This is a genomic window from Streptomyces chartreusis (assembly GCF_008704715.1).
In the GTDB taxonomy this organism is placed as follows: Bacteria; Actinomycetota; Actinomycetes; order Streptomycetales; family Streptomycetaceae; genus Streptomyces; species Streptomyces chartreusis.
In genome coordinates this window covers 5,056,661-5,079,875 of record NZ_CP023689.1, presented here as the reverse complement: position 1 = coordinate 5,079,875, position 23,215 = coordinate 5,056,661, and the positions used below count along the sequence as shown (strand labels likewise).

The following is a 23,215-nucleotide window of genomic DNA, read 5'->3' as shown; positions in this document are numbered from 1 at the left end:
TTGACTTCCCGTCAGTGCACTTCACGGCACCCGTGAGGATCTTGCGAAGCGAAGGTTTACCCGGTGCCCGAACGGTAAAGTCCGCGACATGAACGCTCGGCTGGCACTGCTCAGCACGGTGGCCCCCGGTGTCGCGGAAAGCGAGGTCTTCCGGCTGGCACTCCAGCACGCGGTGGGCGAGCTGGGCGCGCTGGGCGGCATGATCCACCTGCGGGGCCCGATGTCCGCGCTGCGGCTGGTGTCGACCGCCGGGCTCCCGCCGGCCCTCACCCGTTCCTGGGAGATCGTCGGCCAGGAGGGCCCCCTGGCCCCGGCACTCGCGCTGCGCGAGGGCAACGGCGTCTGGGTCCCGCTGAGCCCGGCCGGCGCCGCCGACTCCCCGGACGCCGCCTGGCCCGGCACCGGCCTCGCCGCACTGCCGCTGTACAGCGGCAACCGCGGCACCGGCGCCCTCAGCGTCCTGATGGACGCACCCGGCGAACCGGGGCCCGACCACTGGGAGTTCCTGCGGGCCGTCGTCTCCTGGACCGAGGACCGCATGGGCCAGGCGCCCCCGCCGACCGGCCCCGTACGGCCCGCCCAGCAGCCCGAACACAACGGCGAGCGGCTGCGCCAGGCCCTGAAGGAGGTCAGCGTCGGCTCCTGGGACTGGAACATCCGCACCGGCGAACTGATCTGGGACGAAGCCGCCCTGGAGCTGTACGGCACCCTGCCCCAGGACTACACCGGCAAGGTCGAGAACTGGATGCGGTGCGTCCACCCCGACGACCTGCCGCCGACGCTGGCCGCGGCGGACCGCGCGATCCGCACCGGCGGCGTCTTCGAGGCCGAGTACCGGGTGCGCAAGCTGGACGGCACCTGGGGCTGGACGCAGGCCCGCGCCAGACCGACGTACGACGAACAGGGCGAACCGCACCGGATGATCGGGGTGGGCTGGGACAGCAACGAACCCCGTTCCGCCCGTGACGCCCTCAGCCGGGCCCTGCGGCACATGAGCGACGGCTTCCTGGCGATGGACGACGACTGGCGCATCACCTTCGCCAACCTGGAGGCCGAGCGCACCCTCGGCTTCTCCGAGGAGGAGCTGTTCGGCTGTCTGCTGTGGGACCTGCCCGCCGCCGAGCAGGTGCCCGGCCTGGAGATCCGCTGCCGGCAGGCCGCCGCCGCGGAGAAGTCGGTGAGCTTCGACGTACGGCTGCCGAACGGCCGCCTGTGCCATCTGCGGCTGGTGCCGGGCCCCGACGGCCGCACCATCTACTTCACCGACGTCACCGAGAGGCGGCGGCTGGAGGAAGAGCGCCGGTCCGCCGAGCGGGCGGCCACCGAGCGCGCCGCGCGGATAGGGGAGCTGACCGCGGCCCTCGCCAAGGCGACGACGTCGGTGGACGTGGTGGACGCGGTCGCGCGCGGAGTACTGCCGCCGTTCGAGGCGTCCGGTCTGGTGGTGCAGACCGTGGAGGGCGACCGGCTGCACACCGTCGGCTCGGTCGGCTACCCGGACGACGTCCTCGCCGTGCTCGACGGCCGTGAGCGCACGCAGTCCAGCCCGCTGTGGGACGCGATCCTCGCCGGCACTCCCCTGTTCCTGTCCACCCCCCACGAGTTCTCCGCCCACTACCCCGAGCTGGCGGACCTGCCCGCCCGCGCCGGCAAGCAGTCCTGGGCGCTGCTCCCGCTGACGGCCTCCGGCCACACCTTCGGCATCTGCGCGGTCACCTTCGACCACCCCCGCCGCCTCACCGACGAGGAGCGCACCCTGCTGACCGCGACCAGCGCCCTGGTCGCCCAGGCCCTGGAGCGGGCCCGCCTCTTCGACGCCGAGCACACCCGCTCCCGCGAGCTCCAGCGCAGCCTGCTCCCCCGGGACCTGCCCGACCTGCCCGCCTGCTCGGCCGCCGCCCGCTATCTGCCGGCCGGCCAGGGCATGGATGTGGGCGGCGACTGGTACGACATCATCCCGCTGTCCGGCGGCCAGGTCGCCCTGGTCGTCGGCGACGTCATGGGCCACGGCCTGCCGGAGGCGGCGACGATGGGCCGCCTGCGCACGGCCGTGCACACCCTGGCCGACCTCGAACTGCCGCCCGACGAGATCATGAGCCACCTCAACGACATCGTCGGCGCCATGGGCGAGGAGTCGTACGTGACGTGTCTGTACGCGTTGTACGACTCCACGACCCGCGTCTGCTCCATAGCGAGGGCCGGCCACCCGCCGCCGGCCCTGCTGCACCCCGACGGCACGGTCGTCTTCCCACCCCTGGCGGCTGACCCGCCCCTGGGCGCGGCCGAGCCCCCCTTCGAGACGACGGAGGTCCGGGTTCCCGAGGGCAGCGTGCTGGCGCTGTACACCGACGGCCTGGTCGAGTCGTCCAGGCGCGAGATGGACGAGGGCATGGCGGCCCTGGCCGACGTGCTGCGCACCGCCCACGCGGACGGCACGGTGACGGACCTGGAGCTGCTCTGCGAACGGATCACCTCGACCCTGTTGCCCGCCGGCCAGCAGACGGCCGACGACGCGGCCCTCCTCCTGGCGCGGATGCACGCGCTGCCCGACTCCCGCATCGCCTCCTGGCCGCTCCCCAAGGACCCGAGGGCGGCGGGCCAGGCCCGCGCCCTGATCCGCAAGCAGCTGACGGCCTGGGACCTGGAGGACCTCACCCCCACCACCGAGCTGCTGGCGAGCGAGCTCGTCGGCAACGTCATCCGGCACGCCAGGGGCCCCATGCGGCTACGGCTCCTGCACGGCGCCGCGCTGATCTGCGAGGTCTTCGACGGCAGCCTGACGATGCCGCGCATACGCCGGGCGACGGAGACGGACGAGGGGGGCCGCGGCCTCCAGCTGATCACCGCGCTGTCGCAGCGCTGGGGGACCCGGTACACGCCGACCGGCAAGTGCATCTGGACGGAACAGACCCTCCAGACGGCACCGGACGCCGTACGGGACGAACCGCGCGAGGCGGCGCCCGACGCGCTGGAGCGGATGTTCCTGGCCCTGCCGGGGCTGGGGGAGGACTTCGACGGGGACCTGGACGCGCTGGCCTTCGGCGACCAGGACTGAACCGGTCGGTCAATCGGTTCGCCAATCGGTTCGTCGATCGGTTCGTCGATCGGTTCGTCGATCGGTTCGTCGGCCAGGGAGAACCCTCCCGTCACCGCGGGGTACCGTGAAAGCGCCACATATGCGACGTATCGCCGTATACAGCGCTCCGCAGGAACACGGGGTGTGATGCCATGGCCCACCGCCGCACCGATTCGGCCGGTGCCACCAGAGAGCTGCTCCAGGAGCTCGGGGATCTCACCGGCCGGATTCTGGACCAGATCAAGCTCCACCAGGCACGCGTCGAGCTGGCCGCCGCACTCCAGCGCCAGGTCCTCGCCGCGGAGCTGCCGGACGTGCCGTACCTGCGGGCGGCGGGCCGGTACACACCCGCGCGGATCGGTCTGGACATCGGCGGCGACTGGTTCGACGGCTTCCGCATGCCGGACGGCTCGGTGGGCTTCGCGATCGGGGACGTCCAGGGCCATGACGTCGAGGCCGCGGCGCTGATGGGCCAGGTCCGCACCTGCCTGCGCGCCGTCGCGACCGCCACCACGGACCCGGCGGAGGTGCTGGGGCACACCAACGACCTGCTGGTCGCGATGGCCTCCGAGCTCTTCGTGACCTGCACTTTCCTGCGTTTCGACCCGGCCACCAAGGAACTGTGCGACGCCCGCGCAGGACACGTACCGGCGGTCTGGGCCACGACCGGCGGCCACTGCGAGATCGTCCTGCACGACGGCGGCCTGCCGCTCGGGATCAACGCCGGCGAGCACTATCCGTCGTCCCGCCGGCACCTGACCGGCACGGGCGCGTTCGTGCTGCTCACCGACGGCGTGGTGGAGGGCCCCGGCTATCCCATCGACGACGGTCTCAAGCGGGTGGCCGACCTCGTCGGCGACGGCTGCGGCGCCGAGCCCGCGGACCTGGCCGCCCAGGTGATCAAGGTCGCGGACCTGACCGGCCACAGCGACGACGCGGCGGTCCTCGTCCTGCGCTACGGCGACCTCGGCGGAGGGTGAGCGCCATGTACGGACTGGTCGCCCCCATGACATCGCAGAAGACGGACAGCCCCCGGCTCCGCGACTACGCCACCCACGCCCTGCGCCTGACCATCGTCGCGGCCGCCTACTACGGCAGCGCCAAGCTGGGCCTGGAGCAGCAGCTGGTGCGGGGCCAGGTCACGCCCTTCTGGCCGCCGACCGGCATCGCCCTGGTCGCCCTGCTGATGTGGGGCCTGCGCATGTGGCCGGGTATCGCGATCGGCGCGTTGGTCGTGAACGCGCCGCTCGGACCGTCGATCCTGCCCGTGCTCGCCATCGTCGCCGGCAACACGATCGCCCCGGTCTGCGCCTGCCTCCTGCTGCGCCGCGTACGGTTCCGCCTCGCGCTCGACCGGCTCCAGGACGCCCTGGCGCTGGTCTTCCTCGGCGCCCTGAGCGGGATGCTGATCAGCGCGACGATCGGCACGGGGGTCCTCGTGGCCTCCGAGGCGCTGACGGCCGACGACTTCTGGCCGACCTGGTCGGTGTGGTGGACGGGCGACGCGATGGGCGTCCTCGTCATCGCACCCCTGCTCCTGGCCGCACGCACCCTGCGCCGGCCACATGACGTCCCGCCGCTGCGCTGGGCCGAGGCGGCGGCCCTGCTGGTCGGCACGACAGCGGCCTCCATCGTGGCCACCCGCAGCCCCCTCAATCTCCTCTTCCTCGTCGTCCCCTTCCTGATCTGGGCGGCCTTCCGCTTCCAACTCCAGGGCGCCGCACCCTGCGCACTGATCACCTCGGTGGTCGCGATCATCGCCGGCGCGGCGGACGTGGGACCGTTCGCCGGCCAGGACCTCCTGGCCAAGATGGTCATCCTCCAGGCCTTCAACGGCACCGTGGCCCTGACGTGCCTGCTCCTCTCGGCCACCATCGCCGAACGCAACCACACGGTCCGAGCCCTGGGAGAAGCCTGCGAACGCCTCACGGAGGCCCTGTCCCGCCTCGTCCCGGACCAGCCCCTGAACCACCACGCGACCCTGCGCATGGAAGACCACAAGGACAACAAGTAGCCCCCGACGCCCACGGATCGCGCACCCGCACCCCGAACCGTCGGCCGCCCCCCGGCACTTCACCGAAAACACCAGAGGCCCCGGATTTCTCCGGGGCCTCTGATCCAATGTGCACTCGGCAGGATTCGAACCTGCAACCTTCTGATCCGTAGTCAGATGCTCTATCCGTTAAGCTACGAGTGCTTGTTCTGTTTTCCCGCCGCTCCCGGCCCTTCCGGCCCGCTCGCGGCGACAGGAAGAACATTACATGACTGCCGCCGCCATGTGAAATCCGTTTGGTCCACCCCTTGTGAGCTGGGAAAACGACCTCTGAGGCGTTCGACGGGCGGGTGCTGGAGCAGGCGTCCGAGTGGCGTGAACGACGAAGCCCCGGTCCTCGGACCGGGGCTTCGTGATCGAGCGCGGAGGCGGAGGGATTTGAACCCTCGATGGGCTTTAAGGCCCAAACCGCATTAGCAGTGCGGCGCCATAGACCGGACTAGGCGACGCCTCCAGCACAGCCGCCCGCGCGAGCGCGAGTGGTGCGTGCAGATGATGACACAGTCGAGCGTGCTGTCACCAATCGACTCCCACGGTACTAGGCGGACAGGTCGCAGGGCAAAGCCCTTCCCGGCGTGCTTCGAGGGCCGCAACGTCCGACGGTGTCCGACGTTAGTCAGGTCATGTTGCAGGTCAACCGTTCCGTCCGGGCCGGCCGCCTCCGCCGGGTCCTCCTCACCGCCACCGGCACCCTCGCCGCCGTAGGGCTCGCCTCCGTCGCGCCCGTGGCCGCCGCGCCCGCCGCCGTCCCGCTCGCCAAGGACCCCGGCCGCGCCGGCGACCACCTCACCGTCACCGTCCGCGACGCCGGCGGCGGCGCCGACGGGACCCACGAGCTGACCTGCCATCCGGCCGGCGGCGACCACCCCCGCGCCGCCGACGCCTGCGCCGCGCTCGACAGCGGCACCCGCTGGGGCAAGGACGCCTTCGCCCCCGTACCCCAGGGCACCTTCTGCACCATGCAGTACGGCGGGTCGGCCACCGCCCATGTCACCGGGACCTGGGCCGGGCGCCCCGTCGACGCCCGCTACGACCGCAGCGACGGGTGCGAGATCGCCCGCTGGAACCGGCTCGTGCCGCTCCTTCCCGACGTGCGGGCGCAAGGGCGCCGGTTGTAGAGCGCCGACGCCGGTTGTAGAGCACCGGGCAGCCGAAGAGTCCGGGCGCGCGGGCCCGGGCCGGCGTCGATGAGACGAAGGTCCGATGTGCGGTCCGTCGAGGGGCCTCACCCGTCCCCCGTCGCACAGGCTTTCCATACCGGACGCACCGGATCCGCAAAAGTCCCGCGAAGGTCTCGCGAAGTCGCCATGGACAGCGGGCGGACGCGGGAAGGACGACGGCAGGGGCGGTCATACGTTCTGGGTCACTTCCTCGTGCGACCTCCCTCTCATCCGACGTCGCGAGCGCAACCCCAACCCTTAGACTCCCTCGCGTGACACGCCGCGGGCCGGTTGGCAAGATGGCCCGAGCGGTCGGCAAGGTGCGGTAACAGGGAGGAAGCGTCTCGTGAGCAGCAGGCCATCCCGAGGCGCTGCTCGCCTCGCAGCCATACTCGATGCGCTTCCCGATGCGTTGGTGCTGGTCAACGCCAATGGGACCGTCGTCAACGCCAACACCATCGCCCTGGAGGCCTTCGAGGCCCCGGGGACCGCTCTGGTCGGGCGCGGGCTGCTCGATCTGCTTCCGCAGTTCGACTCCAAGCTCATCCCGGGCTCCATGCGGCGGCCCGATCACATGGACCCGCAGGGCCGGACGAAGCCGACCCGGATGACGGCCCGGCGCACCGACGGCAGCGAGTTCCCGGTCGAGGTCACGTCCGCGAATCTCGAGAACGGCGGCCAGGCCTACGACGGCTACGGCTACACCGGCGACGAGCTGCTCATGCTCGTCGTCCGGGACCTCTCCGGCACCGTCGACACCGAGGCCGAGCTGGCACGTTCGCAGCGGCAGACCGAGATGATCCTGCGCGCCGCCTCCGAGGGCGTCGTCGGCACCGACACCGACGGGCGGATCGTCCTCGTCAACCCGGCCGCCGCCCAGATACTGGGTTACCGGGCCAGCGACCTCGGCGGACGCGAGCTGCACACACTCGTCCTGCACTCCCGTGCCGACGGGTCGCCCTTCCCGTACGAGGAGTCCCCGCTCGCCGACACCCTGCGCTCCGGGCGCAAGCACCGGGTGCGCGGGCAGGTGCTGTGGTCCAAGAGCAGCAACCAGGTGTCCGTCGATCTGACGACCGCTCCCGTGCGCGACGGCGACCAGCTCGTCGGCGCCGTGATGACCTTCACCGACCGGCGGCCCTACGACACGCTGGCCGAGGAGAAGGACTCCGAGCAGAAGCAGCACGAGGACGAACTCGAAAGGCTCGCCGAGGAGCACGCCTCCGAGCTGACCGCCCTGCGGCAGAAGCACGTCACCGAGGTCGAGGAGCTCCAGGAGCGGCACGCCGAGGAACTCGCCGCCGGCGAGGACCGCTACGCCGCCCTCGGCGAGCGCGAGAAGGACCGGTACGAGGCGCTGTCCGGGCGGCACGACCAGCTGCTGACGCTGCTCGCCGGGTCGCTGCGCGGTCCGCTGGACGAGCTGCGCCGTGAGCTGGCCGCGCTCGCCGCCGACGACGCGGGGCAGTTGTGGCCCGAGGCCAACCAGGTGCTGCACCATCTGTCGGCCGGCTACTCGCGGATCACGACGCTGATCGACAACGTCCTCGGCTACCAGCAGCTGGACTCCGGCATCGAGCAGGTCGTCCGTACGAAGGTGATGCTCGACGCCGTCGTGGCCGCGGGTGTCGACGGGGCCGTGGACCTCATCGGCCCGGGGCGGGTGCAGTTCGCCGTGCACGCGCCGCCCATCGAGGCCGAGGTCGACCCGCAGCGTCTGGCCACCGCGCTCGCGCATCTCGTCGCGGACGTCGCCGGTGTCGACGCAACCGGCAACTCGCCGGTGTCCGCGGGCGGTTACATGGACAACACCGTCGTGGTGGCCGCCGCACAGCGCGGTGAGGTCGTACGGATCGAGGTGCGCGGGCCGTATCCCGGGGGAGACCCGGTGCACGAGCCGATCGTGCGCGGGATCGTGCGGGCCCACGGCGGAGTGCTCCAGACGCACGAGGTGCCCGGGATGAGCGGCAGTGCGTTCGTCCTCGAAGTGCCCATCGGCGGTGGGGCGGGGGCCGTCGCCGCCGCTCCGGCCGTTGCCGTTGACGCCACCGCGGCCGGGGACGGGACCGACGGGACCAATGGCGCGAACGGGGCCGAGGGCGGCGGCACCGGACGGCGGCGGGCCCGGCGGTCCTCCGTCGACGCCTTCCTGGAGAGCGACACGCCCGAGGCCGAAGGCGAGGGGTCCGCCGAGGGCGCCGCGCCCACCGGCCGGCGGCGCAGGCGTGCCGGCGCCGCGCCCGAACTGCCCGCGGGCACGGGTGACGGTGGCGGCGAGGTCTCCGGCGGCACCGGACGGCGCCGCGGGCGTCCCGCGGAGGACGGCGACGGCGGTGACGGCGGTGACGGTGTCTCCGAGGGCGCCGTCATGACGGCCGCCGAGCACGCGGCCGGGACCGCCGCGACCGGGAGCGGCCTGGGCGGGACCGTACCGCCGCAGGGCGTGCCCGGCCCCGGTGGACGGCGTGCCCGGCGGGACGGCGGGGAGCAGCACGCGCTGCCGCCCGCCCTGCCCGCTCCGGCCGCCGACGCGGCTCCGGCCGACGGTTCCGGTAGTGCCGCGCCGGGCGATGCCGCCCAGCCGACCGGACGGCGTCGCCGTGCCCTGGCCGCCGCGGCCGAGCGCAGTGCCGCGCAGGCGCAGGAGGCGGGGCCCCGTACGGTGTTCGCGCTGCCGCCGGCCGAGGCGGACCGCGCGCCCGCCGAGGCGCCGGGCCAGGCTCGGGGCGCGGGTCCTGCTGCCGCTGCATCGATGACTCCGGCTTCGCCCGTGGCTCCGGCACCTGCCCAGATTCCTGGGCAGGGAGCGCCGGGAGGCGTACGGGGCGACGAGGGCCGGCACGACGCCGTGCCGCACGATCAGGCCGACGACCACACCCCGCCGCAGCCGCACCCCACCAGCGCACCGACCGGACGTCGCCGGCGTGCCGTTGCTCCGCCCGCGGAGGCGGTCGGAGCGGCCTCGCAGGAGGTGCCGGCGCAGGGGATTCCGGGACAGGTTGCTCCGGGGCAGCAGATTCCCGGACAGGTCGCTCCGGGGCAGGTCGCTCCGGGGCAGCCGGTGCCGGCCCAGCAGGCGCAGGCCCAGCAGGCGCAGGCCCAGTCGGTGCCCGGGCAGCCCGTGCCTGCCGCCGGTCAGGCCCGGACCGCGCCGGGCGCCGTCGCTCCGGGCGGGCCGCTGCCCATCGAGGCGGCGCCTGGTCAGGGCGCTCCCGCGCAGGGCACGCCGGCGCAGGGTGTACCGGCCCCGCAGCCGTGGCCCGCCGGTGCCGACGACAGCTCCGGCGCGGGTACGGCCATGGCGCCCGACGGCGCCGCCACCCCCGTACCGCCGAATCCGAACGCCCCCCGGCCGGCACAGCCCGCGCAGCCGCAGGGCACGCCCGCTCCGGGTACTCCCCTGCCTCCCGAGGCTGCGGCCGGTCAGCAGCGGGCGGCGCAGCCGCTTCCCGCCGAGGCCGCCGCTCCGGCCGGTCCCGGCGCTCCCGGTGCCCCCGTCGACCCGAACTCGACCCAGGGCCGCGCGATCAGTGTGCGGACGCTGGGGCAGGGCGTGCCCTTCACCCGGCAGGCCGCTCAGGTGCAGCAGCCCTCGCAGTCGTCGGCCACACCTCCCCCGCATCAGACCAACGGTGGCCGCCGTCGCAAGCTGGGTACGCCGCCCGACCCCGGCGCGCGTGCCGGTGGCTCGGTGGAGCAGGGGGCGCGGCCGCATCCGCCGGCCGAGCAGCCGGTGCCCGCGGCACAGCCGCAGCCGTCGGCCGGTGGGCAGCCCCAGCCGCAGCCGTCGATGGCCGGGCAGTCACGGCTCGCGCCTGCTGCCGAGGCGGCCGGACGGTCGTACGCCATAGGCGCGCCGGACGAGAACGCCGCCGAGGGACCCGAACCCCTGGACGGGCCGGGCGGGGCCGTCGAGGTGGCCGACACTCCGCGTCCGCAGCCGATGGACGACGAGCTGCCGCCGGAGCCGCTCGACAACCCGCGGCGGCTGCTGGTGTGGCCGGCGCCGGATGTGACGACCCAGCAGGCGCTGAGCGACCGCGGCTACCGGCCGGTGATCGTGCACTCGCGCGAGGAGGTCGACGCGCAGATCGCGGCGTTCCCGGCCGCGCTGTTCGTCGATCCGCTGACCGGGCCGATCACCCGTACCGCGCTCCAGTCGCTGCGGCAGGCCGCCGTCGCGGCCGAGGTGCCGGTGATGGTGACGGCCGGGCTCGGACAGGCCTCGCGGGAGGCGGCGTACGGCGCCGATCCCGCCGTGCTGCTGAAGGCGCTGGCCCCCCGGGACAGCGAGCAGCACCCGCCGCGCGTCCTGCTGATCGAGGAGCACGCGGAGATCGCGCTGGCGCTGACCGCGACGCTGGAGCGGCGTGGGATGCAGGTGGCGCGGGCCGCGAGTGACACCGACGCGGTGATGCTGGCGGGCGACTTCCGGCCGAACCTGGTCGTGATGGACCTGATGCAGGTGCACCGCCGCCAGGCCGGGATCGTGGACTGGCTGCGCGCGAACGGCCAGCTCAACCGCACCCCGCTGGTCGTCTACACGGCCGCCGTCGACCAGGCCGACCTGCCCCGGCTGGCCTCCGGCGAGACGGTGCTGTTCCTGGCGGAGCGCTCGACGAGCCCCGAGGTGCAGGCCCGGATCGTGGACCTGCTGTCGCGGATCGGGACCAACTGAGGGACGGTGCCTCCGCGCCCCTGAAAGGGGCGCGGGGAACTGCGCGACCGGCCACGAACAACCCGCGGCCGACCGACGACAGTTCCCCTACGGCGTCCCGTCAGAGCTGGGTGACGTCCAGCCCACCCTCCGCGTACTGCCTGCGCAGCACCTTCTTGTCGAACTTGCCGACGCTCGTCTTCGGCACCGCCGCGATGACCGTCCACCGCTCCGGCAGCTGCCACTTCGCGATCTTGCCCTCTTCGGCAAGGAAGGCGCGGAGCGTCTCGAAGTCGGCGGAGGCGCCTTCCTTCAACACCACCGTGGCCAGGGGCCGCTCGCCCCACTTGTCGTCCGGCACCGCGACCACCGCGGCCTCGGCGACGTCCGGGTGGGACATCAGCGCGTTCTCCAGGTCGACCGAGGAGATCCACTCGCCGCCGGACTTGATGACGTCCTTGGCACGGTCGGTGAGGGTGAGGAAGCCGTCGGCCGAGATGGTGCCTACGTCGCCGGTCTTCAGCCAGCCGTCCTCGCTGAACTTGTCGGCGGGGCGCAGCGGTTCGGAGTCGGGGCCGTTGTAGTAGGCGCCGGCGATCCAGGCGCCGCGCACCTCGAGCTCGCCCGCCGACTCGCCGTCCCACGGGATGCGCTCGCCGCCGGGGCCGGTGAGCCGGGCCTCGACGCTCGCCGGGAAGCGGCCCTGGGTGAGCCGGTACGCGAACTCCTCCTCCGTGCCGACCGCGTGGGCCGGCGGCCGGGCGACCGTGCCGAGCGGGGAGGTCTCCGTCATGCCCCAGGCGTGGCAGACCCGCATGCCGAGGTCGTCGAACGCCTTCATGAGCGACGGCGGGCAGGCCGAGCCGCCGATGGTGACCTGGCCGAGGGTGGAGACGTCGCGCGGGTTCGCGTTGAGCTCGGCGAGCAGGCCCTGCCAGATGGTGGGCACGGCGGCCGCGTGCGTCGGCTTCTCGCGCTCGATCATCTCGGCGAGGGGCGCGGGCTGCAGGAAGCGGTCCGGCATCAGCATGTTGACGCCGGTCATGAACGTGGCGTGCGGCAGGCCCCACGCGTTGACGTGGAACTGCGGGACCACCACGAGCGAGGTGTCCTGGTCCGTCAGCCCCATCGACTGGGTCATGTTGACCTGCATGGAGTGCAGGTAGATCGAACGGTGCGAGTAGACGACGCCCTTCGGGTCGCCCGTGGTGCCGGAGGTGTAGCACATGGCCGCGGCCTGCCGCTCGTCCAGCTCCGGCCAGTCGTACGTGGTCGGCTTTCCGGCGATCAGGTCCTCGTACTCGTGGACCTGGACGGAGGCGTCCGCGAGGAGGGAACGGTCGCCCGGGCCGGCCACCACCACGTGCTCGATCGGCTTGAGGTGCGGGAGCAGCGGGGCGAGCAGGGGGAGGAGCGAGCCGTTGGCGATGACGACCCGGTCGGCGGCGTGGTTCACGATCCAGGCCAGCTGCTCGGCCGGGAGCCGGAGGTTCAGGGTGTGGAGGATCGCGCCCATGGAGGGGATCGCGAAGTACGCCTCGACGTGCTCGGCGTTGTTCCACATCAGGGTCGCGACCCGCTCGTCGCCGACCACGCCCAGGTCGTCGCGCAGGGCGTGCGCCAGCTGGGCCGCACGGTCACCGACCTCGGCGAAGGACCGTCGGTGCGGTTCGGCCTCACCGGTCCAGCTGGTGACCTGCGATGTGCCGTGGATCGTGGACCCGTGGGCCAGGATCCTCGAGATCAGCAGCGGTACGTCCTGCATGGTGCTCAGCACGGCGTCCTCCCGGGGCGACATTGCCTACGCGGCAGTAAGGGTTGCGGAGATTCTGCGCGCATACCGCGCGGTATGTCACTAGGGTCGGGCGATCGATCATGTCACGTTGCGTTCACAGAGCTCTGCCGGTAGGGGTGAGAGAGCTCTGCCGCCGGGGGTGAGGGGAGGGCTCACCGCCGGCCGCGCGGGTCCTACCGGACCAGGCCCAGCTCCGGGTCCTCACCGGACCAGGCACAGCTCCGGGTCCTCGCGCAGCTTGCCGAGCGCTCTCGACACCGCCGACTTCACCGTGCCCACGGAGACCCCGAGCACCTCGGCCGTCTGGACCTCGCTGAGGTCCTCGTAGTACCGCAGGACGACCATCGCCCGCTGCCGCGCCGGCAACCGCATGATCGCCCGCCACATCGCGTCGTGCAGCGCCTGCTGCTCGGCGGGGTCGGCGTCCTGGCCGGACACCGGCTCCGGCTCCGGCAGCTCGTCGCAGGCGAACTCGTCGACCTTGCGCTTGCGCCACTGCGAGGTCCGGGTGTTGAGCAGGGCCCGGCGCACATAGCCGTCGAGGGCACGGTGGTCCTCGATGCGCTCCCAGGCGACGTAGGTCTTGGTCAGCGCGGTCTGCAGCAGGTCCTCCGCGTCGCTCGGGTTCGCGGTGAGCGAGCGGGCGGTACGCAGCAGCACCGGCTGGCGGGCCCGTACGTACGACGTGAAGGACGGATACGTCGCGCTCGGCAGGGACCGCGTCGCGGCGTCGGAAGCGCTGGTGCAGACGGGTGTGGTCATGGCTCCACGCTATGAGCGACCCCTACTTCGGCGGATCGGCCGCAGGTGCCGAAGCCGCGTCCGCCTCAGGTTGTAGGGGTGGGGCTGACTCCACCTCCTGAAGGTGGACGAGGGAAGGACGCCTACTGCGGGATTACCCCTGAGGGTCACCCGTCGGCAGCAAGCACCAGCCCCGATGTCGGCACCCCTGTCCCGGCCGTCACCAGCACCCGGGCGGCTCCCGATATCTGGTTCACGGACGTACCCCGCACCTGCCTCACCCCCTCCGCTATGCCGTTCATCCCGTGCAGATACGCCTCCCCGAGCTGGCCCCCGTGAGTGTTGAGCGGCAGCCGCTCCTCGGCCACGAAACCCGGGGCCTCCCCCTTCCCGCAGAACCCGAACTCCTCAAGCTGCATCAGCACGAACGGGGTGAAGTGGTCGTACAGGATCCCCACGTCGATCTCCCCGGGCCCCAGCCCCGCCGTCCGCCACAGCTGCCGCGCCACCACGGCCATCTCCGGCAGGCCGGTCAGGTCGTCCCGGTAGAAGCTCGTCATCTGCTCCTGCCCGCGGCCGGCGCCCTGGGCCGCGGCCGCTATGACGGCCGGTGCGTGCGGCAGGTCCCGGGCCCGCTCGACGGACGTGACGACGATCGCCTGTCCGCCGTCCGTCTCCTGGCAGCAGTCCAGCAGCCGCAGCGGCTCGACGATCCAGCGCGAGGCCGCGTGGTCGGCGAGGGTGATGGGTCTGCCGTGGAAGTACGCGGCCGGGTTGGTCGCCGCGTACTTGCGGTCCACCACCGCCACATGCCCGAACGCCTCCGGCGTCAGCCCATAGGTGTGCAGATAGCGCTGCCCCGCCATCGCCACCCAGGAGGCCGGGGTGAGCAGCCCGAACGGCAGCGACCAGCCGAGCGCCGCGCCCTCCGCCGAGGGCTCCCGGTGCTGCACGCCCGAACCGAATCTGCGGCCCGACCGCTCGTTGAAGGCCCGGTAGCAGACCACCACCTCCGCGACACCGGTCGCCACCGCCAGCGCCGCCTGCTGGACGGTCGCGCAGGCCGCGCCGCCGCCGTAGTGGATCCGGGAGAAGAAGGACAGCTCCCCCATCCCGCACGCCTGCGCCACGGTGATCTCCGGGCTGGTGTCCATCGTGAACGTCACCAGCCCGTCCACGTCCCCGGGTGTCAGCCCCGCGTCGTCCAGCGCGGCCCGCACCGCCTCCACGGCCAGCCGGAGTTCGCTGCGCCCGGAGTCCTTGGAGAACTCGGTGGCCCCGACACCGACGATCGCCGCCCGGCCGCTCAGGGCGTCCCGCTCGCGCACGCTCATGCCTGGCCCTCCGCGGACGCGATGACGGACGGTTCTCCCGCCGGCACGGTCACCGTCACCGTGCCGGTCACGTGCTTGCCGATGCCGTTGGCCCCGACCACCCGTACCGTCGCCGTGTCGCCGTCGACCTCCTCGACGCTGCCCGTCAACACCATCGTGTCTCCCGGGTAGTTGGGTGCCCCCAGTCGTATGGCCACCTTGCGCAGGACGGCCGTCGGTCCGAAGTGGTCGGTGATGTAGCGGCCGACCAGGCCGTTGGTCGTCAGGATGTTCATGAAGATGTCGGGGGAGCCCTTCTGGTGGGCCAACTCCGTGTCGTGGTGCACGTCCTGGTAGTCGCGGGAGGCGATGGCCCCGGCGACGATCAGGGTGCGGGTGATCGGGATCTCCAGCGGCACCAGTTCGTCACCGGCCCTGATCCGGCTCCCCTTCGCCTTCATCCGCTCGTCGCCGCTCATGCGACGGCCTCCTCGGCGTCCCGGGCACGCCAGACGGGCAGCACCAACTCCTCGTCGTACTGATGGAATTCGAGCCGCACCGGCAGCCCGATCCGCACCTTGTCGTACGGCACGCCCAGCACATTGCCGATCATCCGCACCCCCTCGGACAGCTCGATCAGGCCGACCGCGTAGGGAGGGTCGAAGGCCGGGAACGGGGGGTGATGCATCACGACGTACGAATAGACGGTCCCCTCGCCGCACGCCTCGACCGTGTCCCAGTCCGGGCCCCCGCAGGCGTTGCAGCCGGGCAGCCAGGGGTGGCGGAGCGTGCCGCAGGCGGTGCAGCGCTGGATGAGGAGCCTGCGGTGCCGGACGCCTTCCCAGAAGCCGGCGTTGTCCCGGTTGACGACGGGGCGGGGGCGGGTGGGCCGCTGCTTGGGGTCACTGTCCGGCGCTGGCTGAGGGTCGCTCGCCGGCTGTCGCTGGCGGTCACCGTCCGGTCGTGGCTGACCCGCCTCCCGGCGTGCGGGTGCGTACTTCAGGATCCGGAAGCGGTGGGTGCCCGCGAGGTCGGGGCCGACGTGGATGTCCGTGCGGGTCGTGACGAAGTAGCCGGTGCCGAGCTTGGTGGTCTTCCTCTCCGACACCGACTCGATGACCGAGTCGAAGGTGATCTCGTCCCCCGGGCGCAGGGGCCGTAGATACTCCTGCTCGCAGTCGGTCGCGACCACCGACGTGCAGCCCGCCTCATCGAGCAGGCCGAGCAGTTCGTCATAGGCATGGGCGCGGCCCGGCTGAGCGGTGAGGCCGCTCATGGTCCACGCCTGGAGCATGGTGGGCGGCGCTATGGCGTCCGGGCCCGAGTACGCCGGGTTGGTGTCGCCCATGGCCTCGCACCAGTGCCGGATCATGGCCGCGTTCACGGGATCCTTGCCCGGACGCGCCACCGCGGCGGGCCGGCCCTCGTATGCCTTCAGCCGCGTGTCGAGCTCGTCGTCCGTCACCACCTCGTGGCTCACCCCCGGCCCGTATCCCACCGTTCCCACCGTCGCCCCCTCGTCCCCATCGCCCCGCGGCGCATCGCACTGACACTTCTGGTACACCGCGAGTGCCGATCCGGTTCCCATGAGTTCCGGAGAACTTTCACCCTGCCCACCAAGATTTCTGACTGTCCGTCAGATGAGTAGAGCTGTCAAGGCCGATGGCGAGCACCCCACACGCGAAAACGCCTGCGCGGCGGTACCGAAGTACCGCCGCGCAGACGCCTTGCACCCCACAGCACACCCACAGTTCCGAGAGGACCGATGCCTGAGCACCGGGGCATCGGCCCTCTCAGCTCACCACCAGAGCGGGGTGAAGTTGACCGCCGTGTTGTCGTTGCCCTGGTTGACGGACGTGAAGGCCGAGCCTTTGACCTGGGCGGTGTTGCTCTGGTTCGAGGCACCGGAGCCGGTCGCCTGCTGCTGGGTGGTGGACGAGGTACCCCAGTTGTCGCCGCCGACCCCGCTGCCGATGAGGCCCTGAGCGGCGTTCGTGACAGCCGCGCTGGATCCGTCGTCCGCGATGGCGCCGTTGTCCGCCGTCGCGACGCCGGAGAACAGGGCGACCGCGAGCGGAAGGGCGGAGACGGCTGCGATGACGCGGGCAGTACGGATGCTTGCCATGTTGTTCCTCCAGAACAGGTGCGCCCAGGCTCCCCGCCGGACGCATTGGTGGTGCATTAAGTACGGCTTTTCCCAAGGCAGTTGGCCGACCGCCCCGGAGTCGTTCACGACGTCGCGAGATCAGAGTTGCCCACCGAATCCCCGGCGAACCACCCCGGAAGCCCTGATTCGCCCTCAAGCGTGATGACAAGTCGATAAACCCCCTTCATCACTCTCAACTCCCACTCTCGGGCAGTACGGACAGGCACCCCTCAAGCGGCACAAGGGGTGAAAGGTTCCGGCTCGCTTCCGGCCAATCTCCGCGCACCGGCGAGTCGTCGGCGGGGCGCGGCCAATCCCCCTTTCTTTTTTCGAACATCCGTACGAACATGGAGGCATGGCCACCACAGACCGGCAGGCCACGACGCTGGCCCTCGCACACGCCCTGTCAGCCGCCGAGCGCGGTCTGGCCGTCATTCCGCTGTCCCGGACGAAGCTCCCGGCACTGCGTTCCCCCCACCGCGACGACCCCGACCCCGCGCCCTGCCACGGCGAGTGCGGCCGCTTCGGACACGGCGTCTACGACGCCTCAACCGACCCCGCCCGCATCCGCGAACTCTTCGCCGCCGCCCCCTGGGCGACCGGCTACGGCATCGCCTGCGGGCTACCCCCGCACCATCTGATCGGCATCGACCTCGACACCAAATCCGGTACGGACTCCTCCGCCGCCCTGCGCGAACTGGCGCTGCGTCATCTGTTCACGATTCCGCCGACGGTGGTCGTCCTGACCCCGAGCGGCGGCCGTCACCTGTGGCTCACCGGGCCGCCCGAGGTCGTCGTCCCGAACTCGGCGGGCCGCCTCGCGCCCGGCATCGACATCCGGGGCGCCGGCGGCTACCTCGTCGGCCCCGGCTCGCGCACCGATCACGGCGTCTACAGCACAGCTCCCGGCACCGCCCACATCGTCCCCGCGCGCTGTCCGCGCGCCCTCCTGCGCCTGCTGCTTCCTCCGCCCCGCACGCACCACCCCGCGCCCCCGTCGGCCGACGGTCACGGCCAGGGCCTCGTCCAGTTCGTGCTCGCCGCGCACGAGGGCCAGCGCAACACCCGCCTGTTCTGGGCGGCCTGCCGCGCGTACGAGGACGGCATCGGGCCCGCGCTCGTCGATCCGCTCGTCGAGGCGGCCCTCAATACGGGCCTGACCGAACGCGAGGCCCGAGCGACGATCGCGTCGGCGGCACGGATGACGGGGCATCGGCCCTGACGGACACAGCGGACCGATCGAACCGACCGGCACAACGGACACAACAGACCGATCGAACCGACCGGCGCACGCGAACGACCGCCCTGACGGCGTGAGGCCGCCGACCTCCACGGAGTCGGGCGACTGACCGGCCCTGAAATTCACGGGAGCTCGATGCACCACCGCCCTAGAGTGCCGACCATGTCGCTGACCAGGGTCGTCCTCACGTCCGGCCGCTCGCTCGACCTCTCGGAGCTGCGGCTCTCCTCGACGTACGGCGGCGTCCTGGAGGGCTACCCGTGCAAGCCGCTCAACGAGATGAAGATCAAGGGCCTCATCGGCGCGGCGGAACGCGAGCGTCCGTTGGCTCCGGTGCACCTCGTGCCGCCGCCGCGCGAGTATCCCGACCAGTACGCCGGCGCGTTCGGCCCGGTCGAGGTGCTGCCGCAGGTGGCGTGCGTGGGCGCGTTCCACTCCACGGCCCTCGACCCCGCCCACGACCCGGTCCTGCACCGCTCGATCCTGACGATCATCTGGTTCCAGCCGACCACGCGCGTGCCGTCGGGCTGCGACGCGGAGGAGGCGTTGCGGGAGGTCGATTGGGAGGGTCTGGCGCAGGACTACGAGCTCTAGCACCTACGTAGGAGGGGCCGGCTCGGCGCGAAAAGCGGCTTGCTACCGCCTCCGGTCCGTATGCCAGGGTCGGCCGGTGACCGATTCCCAACGTGACTGCGGCAGAGATCGGCCAGCTACGGCTCTTGCGGGCCCAGCAGCCGGATCGCTGATCCCGCAGTGACAGTTCAGACCAGCGCGCATGCTCGTGCCCGCTCAACGGAACGGCCCCGACCGTCTTGCCTGGTCAGGGGCCGTTCTCAGGTGCGGTGGGTGTGGGATTTGAACCCACGGTGACATCGCTGCCACGACGGTTTTCAAGACCGTTCCCTTAGGCCGCTCGGGCAACCCACCTGCGCTCCTGCCCGCTCGGGGCGGAGCGGGTACAGAGTACCGGCCTCGGGAGGATCCGAGGGGCTGTGGTCCACCCAAGGTCCACAGACGCAGCTCCGGCCGAGATCTGGTGCCTTCGAGTGGTTCTCGCGAACGCGCGGTTTCCCGGTCGGTACGACGGGCAAGGCTGACCGGCGCACTGGCGCTCCGCCAGGACAGTGGAGAGGAAGGGCGAACGATGCCTCAGCAGGGGACCGTCAAGTGGTTCAACGCGGACAAGGGGTACGGGTACATCGGCGTTGACGGCGGTGGTCCCGACGTCTTCGTCCACTACTCCGCCATCCAGTCCGACGGCTACAAGAGCCTGGACGAGAACCAGCGGGTCGAGTTCGAGGTGACTCAGGGCAACAAGGGCCCGCAGGCCGAATCGGTACGCCCCCTCTGACACGCGGCAGGCCCGCGCCGGCCGGCCCCGTCGGAGTCGAGCCGAGGCCGGGTGCCGTGTCAGGGCTTGTCGCTCTGCACGCGGGCGCCGTTCGTCGCGTTCTCGAAGACCGGCCGGTACTCGTGCCACCGTGCGTTCGGCGCGGACAGGTAGATCACGTACTGCGTGCCGTCGTCGCTCGCGAAGGCCAGTTCCGCCGCCCGGAACTTGCGCGCCGTGCCGTCGAAGGTGAACTCCCAGTACCCGGCGGGCCGGCCGCGGAAGGTCGTCGACGCCATCCGCACCCGCTCGTAGCCGGGGTTGTCGCGACGGGTCTGCTCCTCCTCCGTCTCCCGCCAGTGCTGGACGGGATCGGTGCCCGCGAACTCGACGACGTTGACCCGGAGCCCCACCAGGCCGGTCGGGTCGACGTACGCGAGTTCGCCGCCGGGCAGTGTCTTGGGCTTCCAGCCGTCCGGTACGGGCACGGACAGTCCGCTGCCCGCGTCCTCCAGGTGGTAGCCGCTGGGCATCGGCGGCGGCGTGGTGGGGCCCGAACTCGGCGCGCTCGCCGACGAAGTGGGCCTGTCGGCGCCGGAGCCGTGGGCGGAGGAACCCTCGGCGTCCCTGCCCTTCAGCCACCACAGGGTTCCGGCGGCCAGACACGCGACGAGCGTCACCGCCAGGACCGACCACAGCACCGTACGACGACGGTTTCCCCTGCCCGACGACTCACCGGCTCGCTCCGGTCGATCGGTGGATGCGGAGTCCGTGCCGCTGACTGCCGTGTGTTGCGTCGGCTCGGTGCGAGTGCGAGTGCGCTCACGAAGCGTCGGCTCGTCGGCCCCGTCCCGCCGCCCTGCCCCGTTCCGCCACCCGGCCGACTCCGACCGCCCCGTCGACTCCCCTCCCCTCGTCCTCGTCGACTCGACGCCGCTCACCCGCCCGTCGGCCACGTCCGCCAGGCGCCGCTCGACCTCGTGCACATCCATCCGCCGCCCGGGCTCCTTGACCAGCAGGCCCTCGATCACCGGGGCCAGTTCACCGGCGCTGCGCGGGGGGTCGTAGGGGTCGGTGGCGATGGCGTACGCGGTCTCGATCGCGGTGGCCCGGCGGAAGGGGTCGCGTCCCTCGACCGCCTGGTACAGGGTCGCGCCGAGGGCCCATAGGTCGCTGGCGGGGCCCGTCTCGGGGTGCGCGCCCTTGAGACGTTCGGGGGCCAGGTAGCGGATGGAGCCGATCAGTTCGCCGGGCTTCGTCAGGGACGACGTACCGGACTCCATGGCGATGCCGAAGTCGGTGAGGACGATGCGTCCGCCGTCGCCGAGGAGGACGTTCCCGGGTTTGACGTCCCGGTGCAGGACCCTGGCGTCATGGGCGGCGCGCAGGGCGGAGGCCATGGCGAGGCCGACCCGGGCGGCCTCGGCGGGCGGCAGGGGGCCGCGCTGCTTCAGGACGTCGCTGAGGGTGAGTGAGGGTATGTACTCCATGACGATGCACGGCAGGCCCTCGTCGTCGAGCACGTCGTGCACCACGATCACGTTGGGGTGGGCGATCCGGGCGGCGCTGCGGGCCTCGCGGCGGGTGCGCTCGTAGAGGGTGCGCACCTCGTCGTCCTGGAGGTGCGGTGGGATGTGCAGCTTCTTCAGGGCGACATGACGGCCCAGCAGCCGGTCCTCGGCCCGCCACACGGTGCCCATGCCGCCGCTGCCCACCCGCTCCACCAGCAGGTACCGGTCGGCGACGAGCCGCCCAAGATCGGACACCGCGAGACCGCCCCCTCTTCCGTCTCCCGTTCGCGCACTGCTTCCCATTAGCGAACGGTCCAGGTCGAGAACGCACGATAGTCCATAAGAGTGCATGGACATGGTCAGCACACGCGCGGGGCGCGGCCCGGCGTGTGCAGACCCAGCGGCGTGGGCGCGGCTCTTGTCCAACGCCGGCCCACGCGCGCGTAGCCGTCCCGTCAGCCCACGCGCGCGTGCCCGTCCGTCAGCTGTCGCCCGTGCGCGAGCCCAAGGTCAGTTCGACGGTGTGCGTCTTGCCGCCGCGCTCGTACGTGATCGTGACCTTGTCGCCGGGCTGGTGGGTCCAGATCTCGCCGATCAGGGTGGGGCCGGAATCGATCACCGAGTCGTCGAGCTTGGTGATGACGTCGCCCGGCTTCAGGCCGGCCTTGGCGGCGGGGCCGCCCGCCTCGACCGCGTCCGAGCCGCTGGCGCCCTGCTCGGTGATCTTGGCGCCGTTGCCGGTGTCCTCCAGGGAGACGGAGGCGCCGATCTTGGCGTACACCGGCTTGCCGGTCTTGATCAGCTGCTGGGCGACGTACTTGGCCTGGTTGATCGGGATGGCGAAGCCGAGGCCGATCGAGCCGGACTGGCTGGTGCCGCCCATGCCGTTGGCGGCGGACTGGATCGCGGAGTTGATGCCGATGACGTTGCCCTGCGCGTCCAGCAGCGGGCCGCCGGAGTTGCCGGGGTTGATCGAGGCGTCGGTCTGGAGGGCGCTCATGTAGGAGGCGTTGCTGCCGGTGCCGTCGCTGGAGGCCACCGGGCGGTTCTTGGCGCTGATGATGCCCGTGGTGACCGTGTTGGACAGGCCGAAGGGCGCGCCGATGGCGATCGTCGAGTCGCCGACGGCGACCTTGTCGGAGTCGCCGAGCGTGAGCGGCTTGAGGTCCGACGGGGCGCTCTTGAGCTTGATGACGGCCACGTCGTAGCCCTGGGCGTGGCCGACGACCTCGGCGTCGTACCTCTTGCCGTTCGGGAACGTCGCCGTGAGCTTGCCGCCGTCGACCGCGTCGGCCACCACGTGGTTGTTGGTGACGATGTGGCCCTCGGTGTCGAAGACGAAGCCGGTGCCGGTGCCGCCCTCGCCGGCGCTGCTCTCGGCCTGGATGGTGACGGTGCTGGGCAGCGCCTTGGCGGCCACGCCCGCGACGGTGCCCGGGTCGCGCTTGACCGAGCCGCCGCTGTCGGAGGCGGAGACGGTGGTCGAGGAGGTGTTGTCGTCGTTCTTGGCCAGGGTGTAGCCGAGGCCGCCGCCCAGACCGCCCGCGACCAGCGCGGCGATGAGGACCGCGGCGAGCAGCCCGCCGCGCCCGCGCTTCGGCGCCGGCTGCTGGTACGCGGCACCCCAGCCGGAGCCCCCACCGGCACCACCGGCACCGCCCGCCCCACCGGCACCGCCGTCACCGTACGGCGAGCCGGGCGGCGGCGGAGGCGGCCAGGCGGCGTCGGGCGCCGAGCCCTGGGAGGCGTGCGGGTGTGCGGCCGGCGGCCGGGATCCGTCGGCGGGCGGCTGCACCCCGTCGGCGGCCTGCGCGGCGTACGGATCCGGGCCGTACGCATCCGGGCCGTACGGCTGTGTGCCGTTCGAGCTCGCCGGGGCGGTGTTCGGCACGGGCGGGAGCGGAGCCGTGGGCTCGGCGTCGGCGCGCGGAGCCGGGTGCTCCTGGGATGCCGGAGCAGCAGGAGCATCCGCCGGCACGGGGGGTGCGGACGGGGCCGGGGGGACCGCGGCGCCCTCGTTCTCGGTGCTCACAGCTTCTCTCCTATAGATCCACGGCTGGTGTTGTCGGTCGCACTCGATCACGCCCGTTCACGCTTGTTCATGGCCGGTGCGCTTCAGCTGTGCATGTCTTTTTGTATGCGGTCAGCTTTTCCCACGGGCCGTCAGAGCACCATAAGCGGTGCCTGTGCGTC

Annotated in this window: 16 protein-coding genes and 3 tRNA genes; 8 read left to right on the top strand and 11 right to left on the bottom strand. The window is 72.1% G+C overall.

Features of this window, described 5'->3' with window-relative positions; genetic code table 11:
• The first annotated feature begins 88 nt into the window (after positions 1–88).
• The 3 genes from CP983_RS22110 to CP983_RS22100 all read left to right on the top strand — a co-directional run bounded on the left by CP983_RS22110 (position 89) and on the right by CP983_RS22100 (position 5,090).
• Positions 89–3,055, top strand: a complete 2,967-nt coding sequence (locus CP983_RS22110) for a SpoIIE family protein phosphatase (protein WP_150501316.1) — start codon at positions 89–91, stop codon at positions 3,053–3,055.
• A gap of 173 nt (positions 3,056–3,228) precedes the next feature.
• Positions 3,229–4,056 carry a PP2C family protein-serine/threonine phosphatase gene (locus tag CP983_RS22105; RefSeq protein ID WP_107905047.1) on the top strand — a complete coding sequence of 276 codons (828 nt, stop codon included), beginning with the start codon at positions 3,229–3,231 and terminating at the stop codon, positions 4,054–4,056.
• Positions 4,057–4,061: 5 nt separating this feature from the next.
• Complete coding sequence (locus tag CP983_RS22100; protein ID WP_229915000.1) at positions 4,062–5,090, top strand: MASE1 domain-containing protein; 1,029 nt, start codon at positions 4,062–4,064, stop codon at positions 5,088–5,090.
• A gap of 110 nt (positions 5,091–5,200) precedes the next feature.
• Here the strand turns inward: CP983_RS22100 and CP983_RS22095 are convergent.
• A tRNA-Arg gene (locus tag CP983_RS22095) sits at positions 5,201–5,273 on the bottom strand.
• 219 nt (positions 5,274–5,492) lie between these two features.
• Positions 5,493–5,583, bottom strand: a tRNA-Ser gene (locus tag CP983_RS22090).
• 169 nt (positions 5,584–5,752) lie between these two features.
• On the opposite strand from CP983_RS22090, the gene CP983_RS22085 reads away from it, so the two are divergent.
• Complete coding sequence (locus CP983_RS22085; RefSeq protein ID WP_150506794.1) at positions 5,753–6,247, top strand: SSI family serine proteinase inhibitor; 495 nt, start codon at positions 5,753–5,755, stop codon at positions 6,245–6,247.
• Positions 6,248–6,635: 388 nt separating this feature from the next.
• Positions 6,636–10,967 carry a hybrid sensor histidine kinase/response regulator gene (locus CP983_RS22080; RefSeq protein WP_150501314.1) on the top strand — a complete coding sequence of 1,444 codons (4,332 nt, stop codon included), beginning with the start codon at positions 6,636–6,638 and terminating at the stop codon, positions 10,965–10,967.
• 100 nt (positions 10,968–11,067) lie between these two features.
• On the opposite strand, the gene CP983_RS22075 is transcribed toward CP983_RS22080, so the two are convergent.
• The 6 genes from CP983_RS22075 to CP983_RS22050 all read right to left on the bottom strand — a co-directional run bounded on the left by CP983_RS22075 (position 11,068) and on the right by CP983_RS22050 (position 16,920).
• Complete coding sequence (locus CP983_RS22075; RefSeq protein ID WP_150501312.1) at positions 11,068–12,744, bottom strand: long-chain fatty acid--CoA ligase; 1,677 nt, start codon at positions 12,742–12,744, stop codon at positions 11,068–11,070.
• A gap of 198 nt (positions 12,745–12,942) precedes the next feature.
• Positions 12,943–13,503 (bottom strand): SigE family RNA polymerase sigma factor, encoded by a 561-nt coding sequence (locus CP983_RS22070; protein ID WP_125524838.1) that lies wholly within the window; start codon positions 13,501–13,503, stop codon positions 12,943–12,945.
• A 146-nt stretch (positions 13,504–13,649) separates the two neighbouring features.
• Positions 13,650–14,816 carry a lipid-transfer protein gene (locus tag CP983_RS22065; protein WP_150501310.1) on the bottom strand — a complete coding sequence of 389 codons (1,167 nt, stop codon included), beginning with the start codon at positions 14,814–14,816 and terminating at the stop codon, positions 13,650–13,652.
• Entirely contained in the window at positions 14,813–15,235 is a 423-nt protein-coding gene (locus tag CP983_RS22060) for a MaoC family dehydratase (protein WP_189749050.1), read from the bottom strand. Before CP983_RS22060 ends, CP983_RS22065 begins: the two co-directional genes overlap by 4 nt.
• A gap of 35 nt (positions 15,236–15,270) precedes the next feature.
• Positions 15,271–16,263 carry a bifunctional MaoC family dehydratase N-terminal/OB-fold nucleic acid binding domain-containing protein gene (locus CP983_RS22055; RefSeq protein ID WP_150506793.1) on the bottom strand — a complete coding sequence of 331 codons (993 nt, stop codon included), beginning with the start codon at positions 16,261–16,263 and terminating at the stop codon, positions 15,271–15,273.
• Positions 16,264–16,593: 330 nt separating this feature from the next.
• The gene (locus CP983_RS22050; RefSeq protein ID WP_150501308.1) at positions 16,594–16,920 is read right to left on the bottom strand and encodes a hypothetical protein; all 327 of its coding nucleotides are present in this window, start codon (positions 16,918–16,920) and stop codon (positions 16,594–16,596) included.
• A 376-nt stretch (positions 16,921–17,296) separates the two neighbouring features.
• Between CP983_RS22050 and CP983_RS22045 the strand changes: the two genes are divergently transcribed.
• Both CP983_RS22045 and CP983_RS22040 read left to right on the top strand, forming a co-directional pair.
• A complete protein-coding gene (locus tag CP983_RS22045) occupies positions 17,297–18,163 on the top strand; it encodes a bifunctional DNA primase/polymerase (protein WP_150501306.1) in 867 nt (288 codons plus the stop codon).
• A gap of 180 nt (positions 18,164–18,343) precedes the next feature.
• Positions 18,344–18,775: a hypothetical protein gene (locus CP983_RS22040; RefSeq protein WP_167537749.1), complete on the top strand. Its 432-nt coding sequence runs from the start codon at positions 18,344–18,346 to the stop codon at positions 18,773–18,775.
• Positions 18,776–19,021: 246 nt separating this feature from the next.
• Here the strand turns inward: CP983_RS22040 and CP983_RS22035 are convergent.
• Positions 19,022–19,108, bottom strand: a tRNA-Ser gene (locus tag CP983_RS22035).
• Positions 19,109–19,325: 217 nt separating this feature from the next.
• Here CP983_RS22035 and CP983_RS22030 point away from each other — a divergent pair.
• The gene (locus tag CP983_RS22030; protein ID WP_107905038.1) at positions 19,326–19,532 is read left to right on the top strand and encodes a cold-shock protein; all 207 of its coding nucleotides are present in this window, start codon (positions 19,326–19,328) and stop codon (positions 19,530–19,532) included.
• A gap of 59 nt (positions 19,533–19,591) precedes the next feature.
• Here the strand turns inward: CP983_RS22030 and CP983_RS22025 are convergent, their stop codons facing one another.
• Both CP983_RS22025 and CP983_RS22020 read right to left on the bottom strand, forming a co-directional pair.
• Positions 19,592–21,277 carry a serine/threonine-protein kinase gene (locus tag CP983_RS22025; protein ID WP_150501302.1) on the bottom strand — a complete coding sequence of 562 codons (1,686 nt, stop codon included), beginning with the start codon at positions 21,275–21,277 and terminating at the stop codon, positions 19,592–19,594.
• A 226-nt stretch (positions 21,278–21,503) separates the two neighbouring features.
• Positions 21,504–23,054, bottom strand: a complete 1,551-nt coding sequence (locus tag CP983_RS22020; RefSeq protein ID WP_150501300.1) for a S1C family serine protease — start codon at positions 23,052–23,054, stop codon at positions 21,504–21,506.
• Between the last annotated feature and the right edge of the window lie 161 nt (positions 23,055–23,215).